This window comes from Roseateles sp. P5_E4, assembly GCF_054049255.1.
The window spans coordinates 1-25,634 of sequence record NZ_JBFUMS010000024.1; the positions used below are offsets into that span (position 1 = coordinate 1).

General features: G+C 68.5%; 21 protein-coding genes and 1 pseudogene. 20 read left to right on the forward strand and 2 right to left on the reverse strand.

What is annotated here, in order from left to right; genetic code table 11:
• From ACXJLH_RS28730 to ACXJLH_RS28780, 11 genes are all read left to right on the forward strand, one after another.
• Positions 1 to 512, forward strand: a 512-nt coding sequence (locus tag ACXJLH_RS28730) for an MFS transporter (RefSeq protein WP_457447845.1), incomplete at its 5' end; no start/stop codon positions are given.
• Positions 513 to 569: 57 nt separating this feature from the next.
• Positions 570 to 1,334 (forward strand): substrate-binding periplasmic protein, encoded by a 765-nt coding sequence (locus ACXJLH_RS28735; RefSeq protein ID WP_082532668.1) that lies wholly within the window; start codon positions 570 to 572, stop codon positions 1,332 to 1,334.
• Between the two features lie 97 nt (positions 1,335 to 1,431).
• The gene (locus tag ACXJLH_RS28740) at positions 1,432 to 2,994 is read left to right on the forward strand and encodes a sugar ABC transporter ATP-binding protein (protein WP_457447846.1); all 1,563 of its coding nucleotides are present in this window, start codon (positions 1,432 to 1,434) and stop codon (positions 2,992 to 2,994) included.
• Complete coding sequence (locus ACXJLH_RS28745) at positions 2,991 to 3,974, forward strand: ABC transporter permease (protein ID WP_056197492.1); 984 nt, start codon at positions 2,991 to 2,993, stop codon at positions 3,972 to 3,974. Before ACXJLH_RS28740 ends, ACXJLH_RS28745 begins: the two co-directional genes overlap by 4 nt.
• 30 nt (positions 3,975 to 4,004) lie before the next feature.
• Positions 4,005 to 4,946 carry an ABC transporter substrate-binding protein gene (locus ACXJLH_RS28750; RefSeq protein WP_056197494.1) on the forward strand — a complete coding sequence of 314 codons (942 nt, stop codon included), beginning with the start codon at positions 4,005 to 4,007 and terminating at the stop codon, positions 4,944 to 4,946.
• Between the two features lie 31 nt (positions 4,947 to 4,977).
• Positions 4,978 to 5,997, forward strand: a complete 1,020-nt coding sequence (locus tag ACXJLH_RS28755) for an aldo/keto reductase (RefSeq protein WP_457447848.1) — start codon at positions 4,978 to 4,980, stop codon at positions 5,995 to 5,997.
• Positions 5,997 to 6,845, forward strand: a complete 849-nt coding sequence (locus ACXJLH_RS28760; protein ID WP_457447850.1) for an amidohydrolase family protein — start codon at positions 5,997 to 5,999, stop codon at positions 6,843 to 6,845. The genes ACXJLH_RS28755 and ACXJLH_RS28760 overlap by 1 nt, the downstream gene beginning before the upstream one ends.
• A 4-nt stretch (positions 6,846 to 6,849) precedes the next feature.
• Positions 6,850 to 7,860, forward strand: a complete 1,011-nt coding sequence (locus ACXJLH_RS28765) for a zinc-binding alcohol dehydrogenase family protein (protein WP_457356522.1) — start codon at positions 6,850 to 6,852, stop codon at positions 7,858 to 7,860.
• Between the two features lie 157 nt (positions 7,861 to 8,017).
• Positions 8,018 to 9,148, forward strand: coding sequence for a mannitol dehydrogenase family protein (locus tag ACXJLH_RS28770; RefSeq protein WP_457447852.1), 1,131 nt, complete (start codon positions 8,018 to 8,020; stop codon positions 9,146 to 9,148).
• A 14-nt stretch (positions 9,149 to 9,162) separates the two neighbouring features.
• A complete protein-coding gene (locus ACXJLH_RS28775) occupies positions 9,163 to 9,492 on the forward strand; it encodes an L-rhamnose mutarotase (RefSeq protein ID WP_056197501.1) in 330 nt (109 codons plus the stop codon).
• Positions 9,482 to 11,017, forward strand: coding sequence for a UxaA family hydrolase (locus tag ACXJLH_RS28780; RefSeq protein WP_457447854.1), 1,536 nt, complete (start codon positions 9,482 to 9,484; stop codon positions 11,015 to 11,017). Before ACXJLH_RS28775 ends, ACXJLH_RS28780 begins: the two co-directional genes overlap by 11 nt.
• 22 nt (positions 11,018 to 11,039) lie before the next feature.
• Here the strand turns inward: ACXJLH_RS28780 and ACXJLH_RS28785 are convergent, their stop codons facing one another.
• Complete coding sequence (locus ACXJLH_RS28785) at positions 11,040 to 11,771, reverse strand: FadR/GntR family transcriptional regulator (protein ID WP_056197505.1); 732 nt, start codon at positions 11,769 to 11,771, stop codon at positions 11,040 to 11,042.
• A gap of 144 nt (positions 11,772 to 11,915) precedes the next feature.
• On the reverse strand, positions 11,916 to 12,644 hold the full coding sequence (locus tag ACXJLH_RS28790) for a FadR/GntR family transcriptional regulator (protein ID WP_457447856.1): 729 nt from the start codon (positions 12,642 to 12,644) through the stop codon (positions 11,916 to 11,918).
• 303 nt (positions 12,645 to 12,947) lie between these two features.
• Here ACXJLH_RS28790 and ACXJLH_RS28795 point away from each other — a divergent pair, with 303 nt between their 5' ends.
• From ACXJLH_RS28795 to ACXJLH_RS28835, 9 genes and pseudogenes are all read left to right on the forward strand, one after another.
• Complete coding sequence (locus ACXJLH_RS28795) at positions 12,948 to 14,609, forward strand: GH35 family beta-galactosidase (RefSeq protein ID WP_457447858.1); 1,662 nt, start codon at positions 12,948 to 12,950, stop codon at positions 14,607 to 14,609.
• Positions 14,606 to 15,919 (forward strand): GDSL-type esterase/lipase family protein, encoded by a 1,314-nt coding sequence (locus ACXJLH_RS28800; protein ID WP_457447860.1) that lies wholly within the window; start codon positions 14,606 to 14,608, stop codon positions 15,917 to 15,919. The genes ACXJLH_RS28795 and ACXJLH_RS28800 overlap by 4 nt, the downstream gene beginning before the upstream one ends.
• Before the next feature lie 88 nt (positions 15,920 to 16,007).
• Entirely contained in the window at positions 16,008 to 17,570 is a 1,563-nt protein-coding gene (locus ACXJLH_RS28805) for a family 43 glycosylhydrolase (protein WP_457447862.1), read from the forward strand.
• Between the two features lie 70 nt (positions 17,571 to 17,640).
• The gene (locus ACXJLH_RS28810) at positions 17,641 to 17,787 is read left to right on the forward strand and encodes a hypothetical protein (protein ID WP_457447864.1); all 147 of its coding nucleotides are present in this window, start codon (positions 17,641 to 17,643) and stop codon (positions 17,785 to 17,787) included.
• Between the two features lie 90 nt (positions 17,788 to 17,877).
• Positions 17,878 to 19,518, forward strand: coding sequence for an alpha-L-fucosidase (locus ACXJLH_RS28815; protein ID WP_457447866.1), 1,641 nt, complete (start codon positions 17,878 to 17,880; stop codon positions 19,516 to 19,518).
• 71 nt (positions 19,519 to 19,589) lie between these two features.
• Entirely contained in the window at positions 19,590 to 20,693 is a 1,104-nt protein-coding gene (locus ACXJLH_RS28820) for a glycoside hydrolase family 5 protein (protein ID WP_457447868.1), read from the forward strand.
• Positions 20,690 to 23,548, forward strand: a complete 2,859-nt coding sequence (galA, locus tag ACXJLH_RS28825; protein ID WP_457447870.1) for a beta-galactosidase GalA — start codon at positions 20,690 to 20,692, stop codon at positions 23,546 to 23,548. The genes ACXJLH_RS28820 and galA overlap by 4 nt, the downstream gene beginning before the upstream one ends.
• A gap of 63 nt (positions 23,549 to 23,611) precedes the next feature.
• Positions 23,612 to 25,108 (forward strand): tryptophan halogenase family protein, encoded by a 1,497-nt coding sequence (locus ACXJLH_RS28830; protein WP_457447872.1) that lies wholly within the window; start codon positions 23,612 to 23,614, stop codon positions 25,106 to 25,108.
• Between the two features lie 97 nt (positions 25,109 to 25,205).
• Positions 25,206 to 25,634, forward strand: a pseudogene (locus ACXJLH_RS28835) (hypothetical protein); the annotation flags it as partial.

Below are 25,634 nucleotides of genomic sequence, written 5' to 3' on the forward strand. Positions count from 1 at the left end.
CCTTCTTCGCGTGGATCGCGCGCCGCCAGGGCAAGCGGGTCGGCCTGGCGGCAGTGCTGTTCCTGGCCATTTGCGCCTTCATCGGCGACTGGTGGCTGTACGACCCGGCGCGGCCTTATCTGCAGCTGCTGGCCTGTGGCTTCGTGGCTTTCACAGGTGCAGGGTTCTGGACGCTGTACAACGCCACGCTGGGCGACGTGGTGGACTACGACGAGATGCAGACCGGCCAGCGCCGCGAGGGCTCGTTCTCGGCCTGCCAGTCGTGGATCTCCAAGGTCGGCATCGCGCTGGGCACGGGCGCCTCGGGCTGGATCCTGCAGTTCACCGGCTTTGACGCCAAGCTGGAGGCCCTGCAGACGCCGCACGCCATTTTCATGATGCGCATCCTGCTGTCCACCATCCCCGTCATCGGCCTGGTGCTGGCGCTGGTGTCGCTGCTGCGCTTCGAGCTGACCGAGAAGCGCATGGCCGAGATCCGCGTGCAGCTGGAAGCCACGCGGGGGCAGGTATGACAGCCACCGGAGCGCGTTGATTTCGCCACCCAGGTCGACGCAAAGCACTCCAAAGCGATGATGCAGGAATACAAGAAGAGCCCACGCCCTTCCTGGGCTCGATGGCATCTGCTCGCCCTGACCTTGACCTTGCTCGCGTGGGTGTGCCCATGTCCCGCTGAACCGGCGGTCTTGCGCATCGTGGCGCCGACCAGCCAGTCGATGCCGATGCTCAGGATGGCTGAGCAGCGACCCGTCGCGGGTTTGCTCAAGGACCTGGGCGAGGTGTTCGCCCGGCAACTGGGGCTGAGCCCAGTTTTCCTGCCGCTCCCGAGCAAACGCGCGGCCCTGGCCGTGGAGTCTGGTGCCGCCGATCTGCTGTGCTACGCCAAGCCGGAATGGCTGGAGGCCGATGTGCTCTGGACGCAGCTTTTCCTGTCGGGCACGGGCATCATCGCGGCCGGCCCGGACTCGCCCGCCGTGTCGCAGTTGCAGGATCTGCGCGACGAACCACTTGGCACCGTGCTGGGCTACCGCTACCCGGCAATCGATCAGGTGCTGGCGCGGCCGATCGCCCGAGAGGACGTCGCCGACGCAGAGACGAATCTGCGTCGTCTGGCCCTGGGCAGAGTCCGCTACGCCGTGACGGACCGCGCCGCGTTGGCGCACTACGTCAAGAGCCATCCGACGTCAAACCTGCGCGAAGTGCTCGAGGTCGAGCCCTACCGGCTGGGCTGCGCGCTGTCACCGGCCAAGGCCGACCTCCTTCAGCCTCTGAACCGCGTCATCGATCGCATGCGCGTCGACGGCACGTTGGAGAAGCTGTTGAATCGCTACCGCTGATCGGCAATCCGGCCCGGGTATTCACTGGTCTTACCAAATTTTCCATATGGCAAAGTGGCATGACCAATATTTTGACTATTAAGGAAACCTTGTCGCGATGACCTCGCTCCAGGCCGAGTCCTCCACTTCATCGTTGCTGAGCATGCGCGGCGTCTGCAAGCGTTTCGATAGCGTCACCGCGTTGTCGGGCGTCGAGCTGGACGTTCGTCGCGGCGAGGTCCACGCGATCTGCGGTGAGAACGGCGCCGGCAAGTCGACGCTGATGAAGATCCTGAGCGGCGTCTACACACCCGACGAAGGCGAGATCCGCATCGACGGCCAGCCCGTCCGCGTCGGCGGCCTGCATCACGCGCAGGAACTCGGCATCGTCATGATTCACCAGGAGCTGAACCTGGTGCCCCACCTGACCGTGGCCGAGAACATCTGGCTGGGTCGCGAGCCGCGGCGCGGCTGGTTTGTGGACAGGGCTCAGCAGCGCAAAGGCGCGCTCGCCTGCCTGCAGCGGCTGGGCATGGACATCGACCCGGATACCGAGGTTTCGGCCCTGTCGATCGCGCAGCAGCAAATGGTCGAGATCGCCAAGGCCCTGTCGATGGATGCGCGGCTGCTGATCATGGACGAACCCACGTCCTCACTCGGCGAGGCGGACGCTTCCCGCCTGCTGGCGGTGGTGCAGGAACTCAAGCGCTCCGGCGTGGGCATCGTCTACATCTCGCACCGGCTCGACGAACTGGACCACATCGTCGACCGCGTCACCGTGCTGCGCGACGGCCACTACATCACCACCCGGCACTGGGCCGAGACGTCGATCGACGAGATCGTCAGCCTGATGGTGGGCCGCGAGCTGAACCAGCAGTTCCCGCCGGCCACGCGCCAACCTTCCACCGACGTGCTGCTGCGGGTGCGCGGCCTGCGGCGTGAGGGCGTCTTCGGGCCGCTGGATTTCGAGCTGCGGCGCGGCGAGATCCTCGGTTTGGCCGGCCTGGTCGGCGCCGGCCGCACCGAGGTCGCACGGGCCATCTTCGGTGCCGATGCTGTCGATGGCGGTGAGATCGAACTGGATGGCCAACGCCTGCAGATCCGCTCGCCGCGCGATGCCATCGCTGCCGGCATCGCCTACGTCTCCGAAGACCGCAAGGCCCACGGCCTGGCGGTGAAGATGAGCGTGGCCCACAACATCACGCTGGCCAACCTGGGCGCGCTGGCCAGCGGCCTGGGCTTCATCGACGCGGCGCGCGAGCGCAGCACGGCCGAGCGCTTCATCAGCCAGCTCGGCATCCGCACGCCGTCGTCGGACCAGATCGCCCGGCTGCTGTCGGGCGGCAATCAGCAAAAGGTGGTGATTGCCAAATGGCTGTTCCGTGAAGCGCGCGTGATCCTGTTCGATGAACCCACCCGAGGCATCGACGTCGGCGCCAAGTACGCCATCTACGAGCTGATGGACCGGCTCGCGGCCGAAGGCGTGGGCGTCGTGCTGATCAGCTCCGAGCTGCCGGAGATCCTGGGCTTGAGCGACCGCGTGGCGGTGTTCCGCCAGGGCCAGCTCGCCACGCTGCTGAACACCCGCACGTGCAGCCAGCACGACATCATGCACCATGCCTCCGTCGGCTCATCCGAGCCGGCCAAGCCCTCCATGGCATCCCTCGAACCGACGACATGAACGACCGCCAGAAAGACCTGATCCAAAAATTTGCCGCGCTGGCGGGCCTGCTCATCCTGGTGCTGGTGTTCTCGCTGACGAGCAACGCCTTCTTCTCGGTCGGCAACGCGATGACGGTGTCGCTGCAGGTGAGCACCATCGTCTACCTGGGCATCGGTGCGACCCTGGTCATCCTGACCGGCGGCATCGACCTGTCGGTGGGCTCGGTGCTGGCGCTATCGGGCGTGGTGGCGGGCATGCTGGTCAAGAACGGCATGCCGGTGCCGCCGGCCATGGCCATCGGCGTCGTCGTCGGCGCGCTGTGCGGTGCCATCAACGGCCTGTGTGTGACCCGCCTGCGCCTGCCGCCTTTCATCGCCACGCTGGGCATGATGCTGGTGGCGCGCGGCGTTGCGCTGCAGCTCACCGACGCGCGGGCCATCTCCGGTCTGGGCGAAGCCTTTGGCGAACTGGGCAACGGCGCGCTGTGGCGCATCGAGAAGATCGACGAGCAGGGCTTCCCCGATATCGTCTTCCCCGGCATCCCCTATCCGGTGCTGCTGATGGTCGTGCTGGCCATCGTCGCGGGCATCCTGCTGCGGCGCACGACGCTGGGGCGGCATCTGCACGCTGTCGGCTCCAACGGCGAGGCAGCGCGGCTGTCGGGTGTCAACGTCGGGCGCGTCGCTATGTTTGCCTACATCGCCTCGGGCGCGCTGGCGGGCCTGTGCGGCTGCGTGCTGATGTCCCGCCTCGTCACCGCGCAGCCCAACGAGGGCGTGATGTACGAGTTGGATGCGATCGCGGCAGCCGTCATCGGCGGCACCTCGCTGCTGGGCGGTGTCGGCACCATCTCCGGCACGCTCATCGGCGCCTTCGTCATCGGCATCCTGCGCAACGGGTTGAACATGAACGGCGTCTCGTCCTTCACACAACAGATCATCATCGGTCTGGTCATCCTCGTTACCGTCTGGATCGACCAACTCCGCAACCGGCGCTGAAGACCGGTTCCATTCCTCAGGAGACATCCCATGCCCCGTCCTTTGATTCACGCGCTCGTGAGCGCCTGCCTGGCCCTGCTCGGCACCGCATCCCAAGCCGGCGAAATCGCCGTCATCGTCAAGACCACGAACTCGACCTATTGGCAGAACGTCAACAAGGGCGCCGAGACCGCCATCAAGGAGATCGCCGGCCACACGCTGACCTTCTCCGGCCCGGCCAGCGAATCAGCCATCGCCGACCAGGTCAACCTCGTCGAGAACGCCATCAACCGCAAGGTGGCCGGCATCGTGCTCGGCCCGTCGGACCCCGACGCGCTGGTGCCGGTCATCAAGAAGGCCTGGGAAGCGCGCATCCCCGTCGTGTTGATCGACTCGCACGTGTCCGAGGCCGGCAAGCCCTACTACCAGTCCTTTCTGACGACGGACAACCGCGCCGCCGGTGAGCTCTGCGCCAAGCAGCTGATCGACAAGATCGGCACCACCGGCAAGGTGGCCGTCATGTCCTTCGTTGCCGGGGCCGGCTCCGAGGTCGGGCGCGTCGGCGCCTTCACAAGCTACCTGAAGGCCAACTCCAAGCTCGAGATCGTCGGGCCCTTCTATTCGCAATCGCAGATGGCCACCGCGATGAACCAGACCACCGACGTGCTGGCCGCCCACCGCGACCTCAAGGCGATCTTCGGCGCCAACGAGCCCACCGCCGTCGGCATGGGCCGCGCGCTGGTGCAGAGCGGCCGCGCGGGCAAGCTGGTCGCCATCGGCTTCGACGGCAACCAGGACCTGCAGAAGTTCGTCCAGGACGGCACGCTCACGGGCATCGCGGTGCAGAGCTCCTTCCAGATGGGTTACCTGGGCGTCAAGACCATCTCCGACGTATTGCAGAAGAAGCCCGTGCCCAAGTTCCGCGACACCGGCGTCGTGTGGGTCAACAAGGCCAACCTGCAGTCGCCCGAGGCCAAGGCCGTCCTGTACTGAAGTGGACCCGCGACGAACTTCAATGCCGCGCTTGAATCACCTTCCCAGCCGCCCTCTCACCGGCGCCGGCCTGCAGCTGACGACGCTGGGCCTGGGCGCCGCGGCCCTGGCCGGCCTTTACGAGGCCGTGGATGACGCCACGGCCATCGCGACGCTGCAGGCCGCCTGGGGCGCCGGCGTGCGCTATTTCGACACGGCCCCTTTCTACGGCTACACGCGCAGTGAACGCCGCGTCGGCGAGTTCCTGTCGCGCCAGCCGCGGGACAGCTTCGTGCTGTCCACCAAGGTTGGGCGCCTCATGCATTCCGACCCGAAAGTGGCGGCCGGCAGCGACGGCTGGGCCAATCCCCTGCCCTTCCGCCCGGTGTATGACTACAGCTACAGCGGCGTGCTGCGCTCCTTCGAGGACAGCCTGCAGCGACTGGGACTGGCGCGCATCGACATGCTGCTCGTCCACGACATCGGCCGCCTGACCCACGGCGACCAGCACGATCTTCATTGGCACGCGCTGACCACCGGTGGTTTCCGGGCGCTGGAGGAACTGCGCAGCCAGGGTGTCGTGCGGGCCATCGGCCTGGGCGTGAACGAATGGGAAGTGGCGCAGGACGCCATCGCCGCCGCACCGCTGGACTGCGTGCTGCTCGCCGGCCGCTACACGCTGCTGGAACAGGGCAGCCTGGGCTTCCTGGACCAATGCGCAACTGCAGGCGTGCGCGTCGTCATTGGCGGCCCCTTCAATTCGGGGCTGCTGGCCGGACAGGCCAAGTACAACTATGGCGGCGTGCCGCCGCAGGTGATGCGCCAGGCGCAGGCCCTGGACGGAACCTGCGCCGAGTTCGGCGTGCCGCTGCAGGCCGCGGCGCTGCAGTTTCCGCTGGCGCATCCGGCCGTGGTCAGCGTGCTGGCGGGCATGCGCTCGCCTGAACAGGTCGCAGCCAACGCCGCCTGGCTGGAGCGCGCCATCCCACGCGAGCTCTGGCATCGGTTGCGCGGCCGTGGCCTCATTGCCGGCAATGCGCCCCTGCCCGAGCGCGGCCTCCAGGACGACTGATGAAGGTCGACTCACATCAGCACTTCTGGCGCCTGGCCGATCGCGAGGGCCAGTGGCCACCCGCCTCGCTGCAGGCCATCCACCGCGACTTCGGCCCCGAGGATCTCGCACCCCACCTACAGGCCGCCGGCATTGACGCCACCGTGCTCGTGCAGTCCTTGCCGAGCGTCGAGGACACGCACTGGATGCTGTCGCTGGCCGAGCGCACGCCCTGGGTGCGCGGGGTCGTCGGCTGGGTGGACTTCAAGGCCGCTGATGCGGCCGAGCAGATCGCCGCGCTGGCCCGCCACCCGCTGCTCAAGGGCCTGCGCCCCATGCTGCAGGACCTGCCCGAAGACGACTGGATCGACGACCCGGCCTGCAGCCCGGCCGCCGAGGCCATGCAGCGCCACGGCTTGGTGTTCGACGCGCTGGTGCTGCCGCGCCAGTTGCCGGCGCTGTGCCGTTTCGCCGCACGCCACCCGCGGTTGAACCTCGTCATCGACCACGCCGCCAAACCCCTGATCGCGCGCGGCGAGCTCGAGCCCTGGCGCAATGACATCGCCGCATTGGCCGCCCTCCCCCAGGTGCACTGCAAGCTCTCGGGCCTGCTGACCGAGGCAGGCGAGCGCCGCGATGCGGCAGCCCTGCACCCTTACGCCCAGGCGCTCTGGACGCTGTTCGGCCCACGCCGCCTGCTGTGGGGCAGCGACTGGCCCGTGCTGCGCCTGGCTGCCGACTACGCCGACTGGTGGCAGCTCGCCCACCAGTTGGCCCGCCAATTCCACCCGGTTCCCCAACCTGACGACCTGCAGGCGCTTTTCGGGGGCAATGCCGCTCGCCTCTACCGCCTCGCCTCCACCACCTAGAACCATGTTGACTGTTTCCTGCGAATCCCCCGGCGTTCTCGTCGCTCACCAACGCCCTCGCCCCGAGCGCGGCCCCGCGGAGGTGTTGCTGCGCGTGAAGCGCGTGGGCGTGTGTGGCACCGACCTGCACATCTTCACCGGCCACCAGCCCTACCTCAGCTACCCGCGCGTCATGGGGCACGAGCTCTCGGGCATCGTGGAGGACGCCGACGCCGACAGCGGCCTGAAGCCGGGCGACGCGGTCTACGTGATGCCCTACCTGTCCTGCGGCCACTGCATCGCCTGCCGCCAGGGCAAGACCAACTGCTGCGTTCGCATCCAGGTGCTGGGCGTGCATCGCGACGGCGCCTTTGCCGAATATGTCAGCGTGCCGCAGCGCTTCGTCGGCAAGGCCGATGGCATCACGCTGGACCAGGCCGCGATGGTGGAGTTCCTGGCCATCGGCGCACACGCGGTCCGCCGCGGCGAGGTTGCGGCCGGCCAGCGCGTGCTGGTGGTGGGCGCAGGCCCCATCGGCATCGGTGCAATGCTGTTCGCCCGCCTGCGTGGCGCCATCGTCACCGCCCTCGACAGCCGCCAGGACCGCCTCGATTTCGCGCTGCGCCATGCCGGCGCCACTGCGGCCGTGGCCCTGGGTGAAGGCGACGAGGAGCAACTGTCGCGGCTCACCGAGGGTGAGTTCTTCGACGTGGTGTTCGACGCCACCGGTAACCCAGGCGCCATGGAGCGCGGCTTTCGCTTCATCGCCCATGGCGGGCGCTATGTGCTGGTGTCCATCGTGCAGGGCGATATCCGCTTCTCCGACCCGGAGTTCCACAAGCGCGAGGCGACGCTGCTCAGCAGCCGCAACGCCACGACGGAAGACTTCGAGACCGTCATGAAGGCGATGCGCGAGGGTCTGGTGCCCGACGTGGCGCTAGCCACGCACCGGCTGACGCTGGCCGACGTACCCGCCGGCTTCCCGCGCCTGCTGGACCCTGCCGAGGGCGTCATCAAAGCCATCGTCGAATGCTGAGCATGAAGCCCCTCGTCCAAGGAGTACCTTGGCCGGTCCCCCGAGGGGGCGGCGATGCTTGCCGGTTCGACCGGCAAGCACATCGCCCTGGCGGGCCGGCTTGGGAGCGGCCCGGCGCTCGGCCCGCGATGCCTGAATTCGAAACCGCTCGGCACCCATGAACCCAGGCCAGCCCATCCTGCAGTTCGGCACCAGCCGCTTCCTGCAGGCCCATGTCGACCTTTTCGTCAGCGAAGCCGCCGAGCGCGGCGAGGCGCTGGGCGGCATCACGGTGGTGCAGAGCACCGGCAACCCGGCAAGCACGATGCGCACCCAGGCCATGGCCCGTGCCGGAGGCTTCGACGTCATCGTGCGCGGCCTGGCGCAGGGCCAGCCCGTGGAAGAGCGCAGAACCTGCCGCTCCGTGCGCGAAGCCTTCCATGCCGCGACGGACTGGCCCGCCGTGCGCGGGCGCATGCGGGGGCCCGTGCAGGTGATCGTTTCCAACACCGGCGACGGTGGCTGGGTGCTGGACGCTGCTGACGCCGCCGCCCTGCTGTCCGACGACGCCGCAGCGCCCTCATCCTTCCCCGCCAAGCTGCTCGTGCTGCTACACGACCGCTGGCAGGCGCAGCCCGACGCCGAGCTGACGCTGCTGCCCTGCGAACTGGTGTCGCGCAACGGCGATGCGCTGCGCGACCTCGTCGTGGCGCTGGCCCGCCAATGGCAGTGCACGCCGGCCTTCGTCGACTGGCTGCAGGCCCGGCCGGTGTGGGCCAATTCGCTGGTGGACCGCATCGTGTCCGAGGCGCTGGAGCCGGTCGGCGCCGTGGCCGAGCCCTATGCACTGTGGGCCGTCGAGGCGCAGCCGCGGCTGCAGCTGCCTTGTCGGCATCCCGACGTCGTCCTCACCGACGATCTCGCGCGCTTCGAACGGCTCAAGCTCTTCTTGCTCAATCTTGGCCACACACTGCTCGCTGAGCAATGGCAGAAGGGCCGCCTTGCAGCCGACATGACAGTGCTGCAGGCCATGCAGGACCCGGCGCTGCGCGAGCCGCTCGAAGCCGCCTGGCAGCAGGAGGTGCTGCCGGTGTTCGACGCGCTGGGCCAGGGCGATCAGGCGCGGGACTACCTGGTTGCCCTGCGCGAACGGCTGTTGAACCCCTTCCTGGCCCATCGGCTGGCCGACATCGCGCAGAACCATGAACAGAAAAAATCACGGCGCCTGCGTCCAGTGGTTGAATTAGCACGGCTGCATGTGCCCGGCCTGGTGCAGCCCCGGCTGAACGCCGCGCTGGCCGCGCAATGAACAAGGAACACGCAATGCAACGCATGGGCATGGTGATCGGCATCGAGCCGGACCGTATCGCCGAATACAAGCGCCTGCACGCGGCCGTCTGGCCCGCGGTGCTGGCGCGCCTGGCCGCCTCCAACATCCGCAACTACAGCATCTTCCTGCGCGAGCCGGAGAACCTGCTGTTCGGCTGCTGGGAATACCACGGCAGCGACTACGAGGCCGACATGGCGGCCATCGCCGCCGACGCCGAAACCCGCCGCTGGTGGACCTTCTGCAGCCCCTGCCAGCGTCCGCTGGAAAGCCGCGCGCCTGGCGAGCACTGGGCAGCCATGGAGTGCGTCTTCCATGTCGACTGACGAAGCGCCGCCGCTGATCCTGCTGCACGCCAGCGACAACGTCGCCGTGGCGCGCGTGGCGCTGGCGGAGAACGAAGAAATCGCCGCGCCGGGTGGTGCTGCCTTGCGTGTTCGCGCTGCCATCGACGCGGGCCACAAGATCGCATTGCGCGCCATCGCGCCCGGTGAGGTGGTACTGAAGTACGGCCAGCCCATCGGCGTGGCCAGCACCGCCATCCAGGCCGGCGACCATGTGCACGTCCACAACGTCGACATGGCCAAGGAAGCGCCACCCCAGGCGGCCAGCCGCTCGCCCGCAGCGCCACTGGCCGCCGGCGAGGCGGCCAGTTTCGAGGGATTCGTGCGAAATGACGGCCGTGTCGGCACGCGCAACTACATCGGCGTGCTTTCCAGCGTGAACTGCTCGGCGACCGTCTGCAAGGCCATCGCCCAGGCTTTCAGTGGCGAGGCGCTGGCTGCCTTCCCTGGCGTGGACGGCGTGGTCGCCATCACGCACGGCAGCGGCTGCGGCATGAGCGCCGAAGGCGAAGGCCTGGAGCTGCTGCGCCGCACGCTGCGCGGCTACGCGACCCACCCGAACTTTGCCGGCGTGGTGCTGATCGGCCTGGGCTGCGAAGTGAATCAGGTCGACCCGCTGGTGCAGGGCCTGCCTGCCGCAGCGCGTGAACGCATCCATGTGCTGACGATCCAGCAGGCCGGCGGCACCCGCGAAGCCGTCGAGCAAGGCAAGCAACTGGTCCGCGAACTGGCCGCGCAGGCCAGCACGGCGCGACGCAGCACGGTCGCGCTGTCCCATCTCGTCATCGGCCTGCAATGTGGTGGCTCGGACGGCTATTCCGGCATCAGCGCCAACCCGGCGCTGGGCGCCGCGGTGGACCTGCTGGTGCGCCACGGCGGCACGGCCATCCTGTCGGAGACGCCCGAGATCTACGGCGCCGAACATCTGCTCACCGCGCGCGCCGCATCACCTGAAGTGGCCGAGCGGCTGCTGGCCCGCATCCGGTGGTGGGAGACGTATGCCGCCCTGCACGGCGCGCAGCTGAACAACAACCCGTCGCCCGGCAACAAGGCGGGCGGCATCACCACCATCCTCGAGAAGTCGCTCGGCGCCGTGGCCAAGGGCGGCAGCAGTACGCTCAACGACGTGGTCGAGTACGCGCAGCCCGTTCAGGCGCACGGCCTGGTGTTCATGGACACGCCGGGCTACGACCCCGTGTCAGCCACGGGCCAGGTGGCCGGTGGCGCCAACCTGATCTGCTTCACAACGGGGCGTGGCTCGACCTATGGCTGCAAGCCCACGCCTTCGCTGAAGCTCGCCACCAACAGCCGCCTGTTCGAGCGCATGCCCCTGGACATGGACTTCAATGCCGGCGGCATCGTCGAGGGCTCGCAAACGGTGGCCGAGGCGGGCGAGGCGCTGTTCCGGCTGATCGTGGAGACGGCGTCGGGCCGTCTCACGCTGAGCGAGCAGCATGGCCTGGGTGACAACGAGTTCGTGCCCTGGCAGCTGGGCGCCGTCATGTGAGGCGCGTGGCGCCAGCGCCGCGCTAGACGGCGATGGCGCGCCGCACAGCCGATTCGGACGGTTCGCCGATCCAGCGACCGTGCGAGGCCAGCAGATGGCTGCACATGGCCGCCGCTGCGGCCTGTGGGTTGCGCGCCTCCAGCGCGTGCAGGACTGCTTCGTGCTCAGCCATCGCCGCCTGCCAGGTGTGGGTTGACTCGACACGCCCGCTCATGCGCGAGGAGATCGGGCTGTGGCGGCCGTCGAACAGCGTTCCCACCATGCCGACAAGCACCGAATTGCCGCACATCTCGGCAATGCTGAGGTGAAAGCGCCGGTCCGCCTCGACAGGCTTGCGGTCATGGGCGTGATCTTCGCGCATCGCTTCCAACGCGTCCTCGATGCGCCTCAGCCCGGCCTTGGTGACCCGGGCCGCGGCCAGCGTGATGACCGCACTTTCGAGCACGACGCGCGCCTGCATGAGCTCGGCGGGGCTCTCGCCCAACGCGGGTGTCGCCACATTGCCGCGCTCGGTGGCGGCGCAGAGGTACACGCCCGAGCCGCCGCGGATCTCGACGCGGCCGTCAATCTCCAGCGCGATCAGCGCCTCGCGCAACGATGGCCGAGACACACCCAGCTGCAGCGCCAGCTCACGCTCCGCCGGCAGGCGTGATCCGTCGGCGATGCCTTCGGTCTCGATCAACGCTCGAATCCGGTCCGCGACCAGCTGATATTGGCGGCGGGCGTCGCCGCCGCCGCGAGGTTGACTGGCCATGGCTCACTTGAATCAAAAAATTGGACTGACCAAATGCTATCGCGCGCCGCGCGAAAGATTCGGCTTCGCAAGGAAAACCCTGGCGAAATCGCTCAAGGATCTGACCGTTTGAGGCGCCATGCCGGCGCGAGGCTGGTCGTTGCCTCAGTCGGCGACAGCCGCCCCGACCGGCGGATCGGACGGTTCGCCGATCCATCGGCCGTGCGACGCCAGCAGGTGGCTGCCCATCGCGGCAGCCGCAGCCTGCGGGTTGCGCGCCTCCAGCGCATGGAGGATGGCCTGGTGCTCCGCCAGCGCCACGTGCCAGGCATGCGTTGGCTCGAAGCGACCGCTCATGCGCGAGGAGATCGGGCTGTGGCGGCCATCGAACAGCGTTCCCACCATGCCGACAAGCACCGAATTGCCGCACATCTCGGCAATGCCCAAGTGAAAACGCCGGTCGGCCTCGACCGGCTTGCGCCCAAAGGCATGGTCTTCACGCATCGCCTGCAAGGCCTCCTCGATACGCTGCAATCCCGCCGGCGTGACCCGGGCCGCCGCCAGCGTGACGACCGCGCTTTCGAGCACGACCCGCGCCTGCATGAGTTCGCCGGGGCTGTCTCCCAGGGCCGACGTTGCCACATCGCCCTGGTCCTGGCCGGCACAGACATACACGCCCGAGCCGCCGCGGATCTCGACGCGGCCGTCGATCTCCAGCGCAATGAGTGCCTCGCGCAACGACGGCCGTGACACGCCGAGCTGCAAGGCGAGGTCACGCTCCGCCGGCAGCCGCGACCCGGCCTCTCGGCCTTCCGTCTCGATCAAGGCTCGAATGCGGTCCGCGACCAACTGGTACTGGCGGCGCGTGTCGCTACCGCGAGGGTGTTGAGCCATGTTTCCCTGGATGTGGCAATTGGACTGACCACATGCTAACGCCCCAAATTGCGAAATTTACAGCCACGTCACGAAAACCCCAATGAATATCCCTGCTGCGCGGGATCAATTCGGGTATTCACCGGTCTTACCAAAAAGTCTCAGTGGCAAAGTGGCAATACCAAAGTGGTTTGACCGAACGCAACAGGCCATCAACCTGAAAGAGCGAGCTGCCAAGCCGCCGCGGCACGCTCCAGCTTCGCTGCACTTATTGATCTCCCGTCGGCCGGCGTACAAGCGCTGGCCGGGCCCGTTCCCGCCGCCATGCCGATTCTTCTTTCGCGCCGTCTCGCCCAAGTGGCGCTGGCGGTTGCCCTGCCCCTCGCCGCCACGGCCACCCTCGCGGCCGACATGCCCCGCCTCGCCCAGCGCGACGGCCGTCACGCGCTGATCGTTGACGGCGCGCCATTCACCATCCTGGGCGCCCAGGTCCACAACTCCAGCAACTACCCAGAGGCGCTGAAGAAGGTCTGGCCCGCCATTGCCGACATCCACGCCAACACCGTGGAGGTGCCGGTGGCCTGGGAGCAGATCGAACCCGTCGAAGGGCGCTTCGACTTCTCCTTCGTCGACACCCTCGTCAAGCAGGCGCGCGAGAACAAGGTGCGCGTGGTGCTGCTGTGGTTCGGCACCTGGAAGAACACCAGCCCGCAGTACACGCCCGCCTGGGTCAAGTTCGACAACCAGCGCTTCCCGCGCATGGTCGAGCCGGACGGCAAGAACAGCTACTGCCTCTCGCCCCTCGGCGAAGAAACGCTCAAGGCCGACAGACGAGCCTTCACGGCGCTGATGGCCCACCTGAAGAAGATCGACGAGAACGAGCGCACCGTGCTGATGGTGCAGGTGGAAAACGAGGTCGGCACCTTCGGCCTGGTGCGCGACTTCGGCAAGACGGCACAGGCCGCTTTCGAAGCCGACGTGCCAGCCGCCGTGCTGGCGCGCAAGAAGGCGCCGGTGCCGGGCGCGGCCAAGGGCAACTGGCGCGCCGTCTATGGCGACTACGCCGACGAGTACTTCCACGCCTGGGCCAAGGCCCGCTACATCGGCGAGATCGCCAAGGCCGGCCGCGCCGTCTACGACCTGCCGATGTATGTCAACAACGCGCTGCGTGACCCGCTAGAGCAGCCGCCCAAGCCCTGGAACAAGAACTTCGCCAGCGGCGGCCCGACCTACGATGTCATCGACATCTACAAGGCCGCCGCGCCCGCCATCGACATCGTCGGCCCCGATATCTACAACCCCGAGTCGGCCAAGCTCAGCGCCAATCTGGCCAAGTTCAAGCGTCCCGACAACGCCTTGTTCGTGCCCGAGATCGGCAATGCCGAGCTCTATGCCCGCTACCTCTATCAGATCCTGGGCAGCGGCTCCATCGGCGTCTCGCCCTTCGGCATCGACTACTTCGATTACGCCAACTACCCGCTCGGCGCCAAGACCAACGACAAGGCCACGCTGGAGCCTTTCGCCAAGATCTTCGCCGCCTTCCGGCCGATGCAGCGCCAGTGGGCGCAATGGGCCTTCGAGGGCCACACGCACGGCGTGTCCGAGCCCGACGACCATGCCGACCAGTTCGTCACGATGAAGGGCTGGAAGGCCCACGTCACCTTCGGTCAATGGCAGTTCGGCGAGCGTGAGTGGCCGGGCAACCAGAAGGAGGCACCGCCGCATGCCGCCAAGCTCGTCGGTGGCGTGTCCATCGCGCAGATCGGCGACGACGAGTTCCTGCTGGTGGGCCAGCAGGCACGCGTGCGCATCGACGACATCGAAGGCAGCAGCCGCGCGCTGATCGAATACGCCGAGGAAGGCCACTTCGACGCCAGCGGCAAGTGGGTGACGGAGCGCCGCTGGAACGGCGACCAGGTCGACTGGGGCCTGAACTTCGTCGCGAACCCGCGCGTGCTGAAGGTCAAGATGGGGCGCTACAAGTGAGCGGCGTTCGCACGTCATTCCTCGGCGCGCTGCTCACCACGGCGGCCCTGGGCGCCCTGGCGCAGGCAGCGCCCGACATCACCCTCCTGCCGGCGCCATCGGCCGCCTGGCGCACCGTCGTCGGCCACTGGGAGAACCAGGTCGAGCTGACAGGCGACGGCGTCGTCGTCCCGGCGCCGACCGCCGACTACGCACGAGCCAGCACGCTGGCCGCCAGCGCACTCACGACCGGCGGCAAACGCGAGGCCGTGCTGCTGGACTGGAAGGATCTCTGGCAGGCCACGCTGCGCATCGAAAGCCGCGAGCCGGTGGACTTGCGTCCCTACCTGGGCGGCACGCTGGAGTTCGACCTCGATGTGGCCGAACTCGCCAAGGGCGGTGTGCGTGCCAAGCTCAGTTGCGGCGACGGCTGCGAGCGCGGCGTCAACCTCATCGAGCCGGCGCGCAGCTGGGCCGGCAAGGGCTGGCAGCACGTCGCCCTGGCCATGAGCTGCTTCACGCGCGAAGGCGCCGACTTCTCCAAGGTCAGGCTGCCGTTCGCCATCGACGCGACCGGCACGGGCCGCGTCAGCGTCGCCAACGTGCGCATCACGCGCACGGCCAAGGCCGGGCTGGCCTGCCCCGACTACCGCACCGAGTCCGTCACGCCGGCCATGCTCAACGAGTCCTGGGCCGTCGATTGGTGGCAGCCGCGCCACGAGCAAAAGCTGCAGGAGAAGGCCCGGCTGATCGCCGCCGGCACGCCGCCCGAAGTCGTCTTCATCGGCGACTCCATCACCCAGGGTTGGGAGAAGGACGGCAGCGAGGTCTGGCAGCGCCACTACGCGCCCCTGCACGCACTGGCCCTGGGCTTCGGCGGCGACCGCACCGAGAACGCGCTGTGGCGGCTGCAGCACGGCGAGGTCGACGGCATCGCGCCCAAGGTGGCCGTGCTGATGATCGGCACCAACAACACCGGCCACCGCGCGGAGGCGCCGGAGCGAACGGCCGCCGGCGTCAAGCGCCTGCTCGACGAACTGCGTCAGCGCCTGCCCAGGACCCAGCTGCTGCTGCTGGCCATCTTCCCGCGCGGCGACAAACCCGACGACTTCCTGCGCGGCATCAACCAGCGCGTCAACAAGCTCCTCGAAGGCCTGGCCGACGGCCGCAGCGTCCATTTCCTGGACATCAATGCCGCGCTGCTCAATACCGACGGCACGCTTGGCAAGGACGTCATGCCCGACCTGCTGCATCCCAACGCCAAGGGCTACGACATCTGGCAGCGGTCCATGGCGCCGACGCTGCAGAAGCTGCTGAGGTCGACGCCATGACGCTGGCGGCCACCGCTGCCGAGCCGACCCGGATGCCGGGCGGCCTGCCGTGCCGCGCGTGGGCGCACGACCATTTCGTGTCCAAGGCATGAACACGCCGGCCACGCTGCCCCTGGTTCCGCGGCATCCAGCCGTGGTGGCAGCCCTCGGCAGCGCAGGCACGACCCGCCCTACCCAGTCCTGGGGCCGCGGCATCAACGGCCAGCGGCTGGCGGACCTGGGCGACGGAAGCTTTCGCAACCCCGTCGTGGCCGGCGACCACCCCAACCCCGCCATCCTGAAGGACGGCCCCGACTACTACATGACTTTCTCGTCACGGCAGTCCTGTCCGGGTGCCGTGATCTGGCATTCACGCGACCTGGTGAACTGGGTGCCCATAGCCGCGGCGCTGAACCAGCCGCTCGGCACGGGCTCGCCGACGGACCTTGTCCGGCACAACGGCCGCTACTTCCTCTACCTCCCCTTGCTACGGCCTCAGGGGGTCGGCATCCACGTCATGCACGCCGACAACATCCGCGGGCCCTGGAGCGATCCCGTCGACCTGGGGCTGCAGGGGCGCCTGGACCCAGCCCATGTCGTGGGCGAGGACGGCAGGCGCCATCTCTTCGTCAACGGCGACCGGCGCGTCGGCCTCACGGACGACGGGCTGGCCACCGTCGGCGGGCTTGTCCATGCCCAGACGGCCCGCAGCGCCGCACCGGCCGCGACCGCCGGCGCCAAGCTGCTGCGCCGGGGCGACTTCTTCTACCGCGTCCAGGCCCAGGGCGCCAACGCGCTTGACGGCCATGTGGTCAAGGTGGCGCGAGCGCCTTCCATCGCCGGGCCCTGGCAGGACAGCCCGTTCAGCCTGATCGATAGCGCAGCGGACGGGCCGTGGCGCACCAGCGGCCCTGCCAGCCTGGTGGAAGGCCAGGCTGGCGACTGGTGGATGCTGTGCCACGGCCACGAAAGCGGCTACCGTACCCTCGGGCGGCAGGTGCTGCTGGCGCCGATCGAATGGACGCGTGACGGCTGGCCGCGCAGCAATGGCGACCCGCTCGACCGGGCCCAGCGCAAGCCGCGCGGTGGATCGGTGCTGGCAGCGGGTCTCTCGCTCAGCGACGACTTCACGCATGACCGCCTCGGCCTGCAGTGGACCTTCCAGGACGCAACGCCCGAGGACCTGCAGCGCGCCCGCTATGACGGCACCGGTCTGACGCTGCGGGGCAAGGGCATGGGGTTGTCCGACTGCTCACCGCTGACCTGCCTCGCGGGCGATCGCAGCTACACCGCCGAGATCGAATTCGAGCTTGAAGGTGCGGCCCAGGGTGGGCTGGCTCTCTTCCATGACGCGCGCGGCTTCGTCGGCGTGGGCATCGGCGACGGCCAGATGCACACCTACAGCTATGGCCAGCGCCACGGCTGGATGCGGCAGGCCGTGCAAGGGCAGCATCACCGCCTGCGCGTGACGAACCGCCGCCACCTCGTGACCTTCGAGCACGCGATCGGCGACGGTCCCTGGACCTGCAACCCGTGGCTCACTGAGGTTTCAGCCCTGCACCAGACCGCCGCCGGCAGCCTTGCAAGCCTGCGGCCGGCGCTGTTCGCCGCCGGCGAGGGCGAGGTGCGCCTGCGCCGCTTCAGCTACAACGGCATCGGGCCCGAGCCCTGAGATCCCTCCCAAAGCCCGAGCGCGACGGAGACATTCGCGCCGAGCATTTCCGCAAGAGAAAGGTTGATCCATGAAGTCCAAGTTATTGAAGGGCCTGTGCCTGTGGTCAGCGCTGCCCGCGCTGGCTCACGCCCAGGGCTGTGGCAGCGGCATGGCTGACACCGGTGCGCCGCGCCTGCCTGAGCTGATCATGGCCCTGGTCGACGCTACAAAGTAAACGTCCCCACCGGCAACCACAGGGCCGGCATCGCAAAACGGGCATGGCGTGCTTCGGCGCGCCATGCCCATCTCCACATCTGACACCGCCATGTCCGCACATCTCCCGACCCGCCGCTCCTTCCTTCAGGCCGCCACCGCTGCCGCTGGCGCCACCGGCCTGCCCGCGGCGCAGGCTGCGCCCGCCCCGTTCAAGCCCACCTGGGACTCCCTCGTCGAGGGCTACCGCACGCCGGACTGGTTCCGCGACGCAAAGTTCGGCATCTGGGCGCACTGGAGCGCTCAGTGCGTGCCCGAGATGGGCGACTGGTACGCCCGCCAGATGTACACCCAGGGCAACTGGCAGTACGACCACCACGTGCGCACCTATGGCCACCCGACCAAGGTCGGCTTCATGGAGATGCAGAACCGCTGGAAGGCCGAGGCCTGGGAGCCCGAGGCCCTGATGGACCTCTACGCCAAGGCCGGCGCCAAGTATTTCGTCGCGCTGGCCAACCATCACGACAACTTCGACGCCTACGATTCCAAGTACCACGGCTGGAACTCAGTGCGCGTCGGCCCCAAGCGCGACCTCGTCGGCGAATGGGCCAAGGTCGCCCGCGCCAAGGGCCTGCGCTTTGGCGTCAGCAACCATTCGGCCCATGCCTGGCACTGGCTGCAGACGGCCTATGGCTACGACCCCGAAGGCCCGCTGGCCGGCCAGCGCTACGACGCCTACCGCTTGACCAAGGCTGACGGCAAGGGCACCTGGTGGGAAGGCCTGGACCCGCAAGACCTCTACACCGGCCGCAACATGGTCATGCCCGACGGCATCAACACCATCCGCACGGCCAACGAATGGCATGAGCAGAACGACCGCGTCTGGGACGAGAAGGCGCCGGCGCACAACCCGGCGTTCACCCGCCAGTGGTTCCTGCGCTGCCGCGACCTCATCGACAGCTACCGGCCCGACCTCGTCTATTTCGACAACTCCGGCCTGCCCCTGGGCCAGGCCGGGCTGGACATCACGGCGCACTACTACAACGCCAGCATGGCCTGGCACGGCGGCAAGCTGGAGGCCGTTGTCAATGCCAAGGTGCTGCCGCCCGAGCGCCGTGCCGGTGTCGTCGAGGACGTCGAGCGCGGCCAGCGCGAAGGCATCGAGCCGCTGCCCTGGCAGACCGACACCTGCATCGGCGACTGGCACTACAACCGTGGCGTGTTCAACAACCACAGCTACAAGTCGGCCGCCAGCGTGATCCACAGCCTGTGCGACATCGTCTCCAAGAACGGCAACCTGCTGCTGTCCATCCCCGTGCGCGGTGACGGCAGCATCGATGCCGACGAGCGCCGCTTCCTCGAGCAGATGGCCGAGTGGATGGGCCGCAATGGCGAGGCCATCCACGGCACACGGCCCTGGCGCAGCTTCGGCGAAGGCCCGACCCGCGTGGGCGGCGGCATGTTCAGCGAAGGCAAGGCGAAATTCGGCGCCGAGGACATCCGCTTCACGACCAAGGGCGGCGCCCTCTACGCCATCGCACTGGGCTGGCCCCAGGGCGGCCTGCTGCGCATCCAGGCACTGGCGCAGGACTCGGCGCTGGCGCCCGGTGCCATCGAGCGCGTCGAGGTGCTGGGCTCGACGGACAGCCTGGCCTTCACGCGCAGCCGCAAGGGGCTGGAGGTGAAGCTGCCCGAGGGCCTCGCCGGCACGCCGGCCGTGGCGCTGAAGATCCGCGGCGCTGGCCTGGCATGAAGCTGAACCTGGTCATCGCGGCGGTGCCGCGGTGACCCTGGAACCCTTGCGCTGAAGACACTGAGAAACCCATGAAGACCCTTCTTTCGACGCTTCTGCTGCCCCTCGGGCTGGCCTGCGCGTTTGCGGCTTGCGCCGCCGACGGCACCGGCATGCGCGAACTGACCAGCCTGCAGCTCTCCCGCGAGATGTCGCCCGGCCTGAACCTGGGCAACACGCTCGAGGCCGTGCCGAGCGAAACCGCCTGGGGCAACCCGCCCGCCAACCAGGTGGTGATGACCGCCTTCAAGGCGGCCGGCTTCAATACCGTGCGCATCCCGGTGGCCTGGAACCAGTACGCCGATGCCAACGGCAACATCAGCCCCGCCTGGATGGCCCGCGTCACGCAGGTGGTGGACTACGCCCGCAAGGCCGGGCTGTACGTGCTGCTCAACACCCATTGGGACGGCGGCTGGGCGGACCACCCCACCTACGCCAAGCAGGCCGAGGTCAATGCCAGGTTGACGAAGTTCTGGACCCAGATCGCCAAGAACTTTGAGGGCTACGACGACCACCTGCTGTTCGCCGGCACGAACGAAGTGCACATCGAGAAGGAATACGGCCGGCCCACGCCCGAAAACTGCACGGTGCAGAACAGCTTCAACCAGACCTTCGTCAACACCGTGCGCGCCACCGGCGGCAATAACGCCAAGCGCCACCTCATCGTGCAGTCCTACAACACGAGTCACATCGATGCACTGGGATGCAACGCCAAGCTGCCCGCCGACACCGTGCCCGCACGGCTGATGATGGAAGTGCACTACTACGACCCCTTCCCCTTCACCATCGACGACAAGAGCAAGATCTGGCAGTGGGGCAAGATCGCCACCGACCCTGCCGCCACCGTGACCTGGGCCAACGAGCCCCAGGTCGATGCCGCCTTCCAGGCACTGAAGGCCGCCTTCATCGACAAGGGCGTGCCGGTGGTGCTGGGTGAATACGCCGTCGCCATGAAGCGCGCCTACCCAGGCATGGACCGCTACCGCATGTACTGGAACGAGTACATCACCGGCTCGGCCGTGCGCCACGGCATGGTGCCCGTCTACTGGGACACCGGCGGCCTGTTCGACCGCAAGACCGGCGCGCGCAAGGACGCCGTCATTGAACTCATCGTCAACGCTGCCAAGCTGCCATGAGCAAACTCTCCCGTTTTTCCACCTGGCTGCTTGCGCTGGCGCTGTGCGCAGGGCCCGCTGCAGCCAGTGACAACCCGCGCCAGCGCACCCGCATCGACGACGGCTGGCGCTTCGCGCTCGGCCACGCGCATGACCCGGCGCAAGACTTCGACCACAGCACGCGGGCCTTCTTCTTCGCCAAGGCCGGCTTTGGCGACGGCCCCGCATCGGCCGAGTTCGACGACCGGCCGTGGCGCCGCGTCGACCTGCCGCACGACTGGGCGGTGGAACTGCCCTTCGACGCACGCGGCAGCACGACGCACGGCTCCAAGGCCATCGGCAGGGCTTTTCCGGAGAACAGCGTCGGCTGGTACCGGCGCGAACTCGCTGTTCCTGCGTCCGCGAAGGGCAAGCGCATCGCGCTGGAGTTCGACGGCGTCTTCCGCGACAGCGTGGTCTGGGTCAACGGCCACTACCTGCGCCACGAGGCCAGCGGCTACTCGAGCTTTCGCGTCGACATCAGCAACTACCTGCACTATGGCGGCCGCAACGTCGTCGCCGTGCGCGTGGACGCCAGCACGCAGGAAGGCTGGTGGTACGAAGGTGCCGGCATCTACCGCCACGTCTGGCTGACCCAGACCGAGCCACTGCATGTGGACCACTGGGGCACTTTCGTGCGCGCCACGGTGAACGGCAACCGCGCCGACGTGGCCGTCGACGTGACGGTGCGCAACGACGGCAAGGCCGCCGAGTCGTTCAGCCTGGAACACGAGCTGCGCGACCCCGAGGGGCACGTCGTCGCGCGGGGCAGCGTGCCCACCCGGCGCGTGGCGGCGGACGCCACCGCCGAGGCCAGCGCCACGCTGCGCGTGACCGCACCGAAGCTGTGGTCGCTGCAGACGCCGCAGCGCTACACGCTGACGACGCAGGTCAAGCGCGGCGGCCAGGTGGTCGACAAATACGACACGCCGTTCGGCATCCGCACCCTCCGCTTCGACGCGAACCAGGGCTTCTTCCTGAACGGCCAGCACGTCAAGCTGCACGGCACCAACAACCACCAGGACCATGCCGGCATCGGCATCGCGCTGCCGGATGCCATGCATGACGCGCGGCTGAAGATGCTCAAGGACATGGGTGTAAACGCCATCCGCTCGGCGCACCACCCGGCCACGCCCGAACTGCTGGACGCCTGCGACCGCCTCGGCATCCTCGTCATCGACGAGCACCGCATGATGGGCACGGCCCCGCAGATCCGCGACGAGATGGAGCGCATGGTGCGGCGCGACCGCAACCACCCGTCCGTCATCCTGTGGTCCGTGGGCAACGAGGAATGGGCGATCGAAAACAGCGAGATCGGCACCCGCCTGGCGCGCGAGATGCAGACCATCGTCAAGCGCATGGACCCGACACGCCCCACCACGCTGGCTGCCTCCAGCTCGGGTGGGCCCGAAGGCACGGCGGCGGGCTCCGAGGTGCTGGGCTTCAACTACAAGGCGCAGCACGACATCGACGCGATGCACAAGCGCTTCCCCGAGCGTGCGTCCGTCGTCACCGAGGAAGGCCTGACCTACGCCACGCGCGGCATCTACGCCGACGACCCGGCGCGGGTGCACGTCGCCGCCTACGACAAGCGTTCCGGCGGCGCGTCGACGGCGTCCATCGAGGAGGCCTGGCGCTTCAACGCCGAGCGCCCCTTCATGGCCGGCATGTTCGTCTGGACCGGTTTCGACTACCGCGGCGAGACCACGCCCTACGGCTGGCCCGCCGTCTCCTCGCAGTTCGGCATGATGGACACGACCGGTGCGTTGAAGGACAGCGGCTACTACCTGAAAGCTGCCTGGACGTCTGAGCCGATGGTGCATGTGCTGCCCCACTGGAACTGGCCCGGCCGCGAAGGCCAGCCCGTCGATGTGCGCGTCTACGCCAACACCGACGAAGTGGAACTGCTGCTGAATGGCAGCTCGCTCGGCCGCAAGCCGCTGGCGCGCTACGCCCACCTGCAATGGAGCGTGCCCTATGCGCCGGGCAGCCTGACGGCGCGCGGCTACCAAGCCGGCAAGCTGGTCGTGACCGAGACCGTGGCCACCACCGGCGACGGCAGCGCCGTGCGGCTGACGGCGGACCGCGCACGCATCCGCGCCGATGGCGACGACGTGGCGGTGGTGCGTGTCAGCGTCGTTGACCGTGAAGGCCGCGTCGTTCCCACCGCCAACCAGCGCCTCAGCTTCGAGGTTTCAGGCCCCGCGCGGTTGATCGGCATGGGCAACGGCGACCCGGGTTCTCACGAGGCCGACAAGCCGGCCGAGTTCCATCGCTACGCCGCGCTCGGCCACTGGCGCCTGCAAGGCGTGGCACGTTCGGAAGACGCCGCGGCATTGCTGGCCGGTGCCGGCGAGGCCAAGGGGCGTGACCCCTTCGCCTGGGTGCCCGCCGACGCGCAACCGGCCGACAGCGCCTGGAACGTGGTGCATGCCAGCTTTGCGCGCCCGCCTGCGACGGCCGGGCGCGCGGCGCTGTTCGTGGGCGACATCGCACCCGGTGTGCAGGTCTACCTGAATGGCCGCCCGGTAACGCCGCGGCCCGAGGAAGGCATGGGCGTGATCGACCTCGACCCGGCGCAGTTGAACGATAGCAACACGCTCAGCCTGGTCTTCGCCACGCCAGCCGGTGGCACGCGCAAGCTCTTCGACGACGCCCAGGGCGGCCGTCGCTGGGCGACGCTGCGCACGTCCACCGCCGCCGGGCCATGGCAGCGCAGCGTGTTCAACGGCCAAGCGCAGGTGATCCTGCAATCCACCGGCGGCCCGGGCCGCGCCACGCTGCGCGCCCGCGGCGACGGCCTGGACCTGGGCAGCCTGACCCTCGACGCCTTCTGAGCCGCGCCATCTGCGATCCCACCGCCCATCTGGAACCGGCAAGCTGAACCCAAAGAGCCCCTCATGACCCAGACCTTCAATCGCATCGTCATCGTGGGCGGGGGCACCGCAGGCTGGATGACCGCCGCCGCCATCGCTACCGGCCTGAAGGGGCGCTGCACGGTGGAGGTGGTGGAGTCCGAGGAGATCGGCATCATCGGCGTCGGCGAGGCGACCTTCCCGTCCATCCGCAACTACAACCGGCTGGTCGGCATCGACGAGGCCGAATTCCTGCGCGCCACGCACGGCACCTACAAGCTGGGGATCGAGTTCCGCGACTGGCGGGTGCCGGGCGAACGCTACTTCCACACCTTCGGCGACTTCGGCGAGATGCAGGGGCCGCACGCGCTGTGGGGCCAGTACCGGCGCCTGGCCGACCCGGCGCTCGGCGGGCTTGGCGAGCAATGCCTGCCCACCGTCATGGCCATGCAGGGCCGCTTCGTGCCGCCCGACGACGAGGGCCGCGCACCCTACAAGTACGCCTATCACTTCGATGCCACCCTCTATGCCGGTTTCCTGCGCCGCCTGGCCTTCGGCCGTGGCGCGCGCCGCACCGACGGACGCATCGTCGGCGTCACGCGGCGCGCCGACGGTGGCGTTCACAGCCTCAGGCTGGCCGATGGCCGCGAGATCGAAGGCGACCTCTTCATCGACTGCTCCGGCTTCGGCTCGCTGCTGTTGGGCAAAACGCTGGAAGAACCCTTCGTCGACTTCAGCCGCTGGCTGCCGGTGGACAGCGCCTGGGCGTGCCCCTGCGAGCGCACCGGCACGGCGCTGACGCCCTACACCCGCGCGACCGCGCTGGAAGGCGGCTGGGCCTGGCGCATCCCGCTGCAAAGCCGCACCGGGCATGGTCATGTCTTCAGCAGCCGCCATATCGACGCCGACCGCGCCCGCGATCAGCTGCTGCAGCAGCTGGACGGCAAGCCCCTGGCCGAACCGCGGCTGCTGCGCTTCACCACCGGCCACCGCGAGCGCTTCTGGGTCCACAACGTCGTGGCGCTCGGCCTGTCTTCGGGCTTCCTGGAGCCGCTGGAATCAACCAGCATCTTCCTGATCCAGAGTGGCCTGGGCCACCTGATGGGCTTGTTAACGTCCGGTCAGCCGATCAGCGAGGGCGTGGTGGCCGACTACAACGCGCGGGCCGTGCGCGAGTTCAGCCGCATCCGCGACTTCATCATCCTTCACTACTGCCTCACGGCGCGCCGCGACAGCGCGCTGTGGCGCGACATGGCGACGATGGAGCTGCCCGAAACGCTGGCCTTCAAGATCGACGCCTGGCGCCGCCTGGGCCTGCTGCACCTGCAGGGCGACGAGGGCTTTGACGAGCACAGCTGGCTGGCCATCCATGCCGGCATGCAGCACTGGCCCGAACGCACCGACCCGGTTCTGCAGGAAATGCCGCCCGACGAGGCGCGACAGGCCCTGCAGCAGCGCCGCCACGCCATCGCCGAGTCGGTTGCCCGGCTCCCCTCGCATGAGGCCTTCCTTGGCCAGGTGTTGGCCAGGGGCGGTGCATGAACGGCGCCCCGCCCCGCCGCCGTGCCGCCTGGCGCTGGCGGTGGCAGGCTCCCATCTATGCCCATGAACCCGTTTTAAGTTGCTGAAGTAGAAGACCATGAACCCGATTCCACCCGAGGCCGGCAAGCCCACCACCGAAACCGGACAGCAGCAGCAATGGCGGCGGGGGGTCAACGGCTATGCGCTGACCATTGCGGTGATCGTCCATCTCATCCTGCTGGCGGCGGTGCTGATGTGGCGCACCCGCGTGCCGCCCCCAGAGAAGCCCCGCATCACGGATGTGAGCATCGTTGAGCTCAAGACCCCGCCAAAGCCTCCCGAGCCCCCGCCACCCGCCCCAAAGATGCCCGACCTGCCGCCCCCGAGCATGCCGCCCATGCCCGAACTCCCGGTGATCGAGGTGCCCAAGGTCGCGCCCGTGCCGCAAGCCGTCGCGCCCGTGGTGGCGGTGGCGCCGGCACCGCCGGCTGTCAGCGTGGCCCCGCCGCCAGCGCCTGCCCCGGCGGCCAGCAGCGCGGCGCCGGCC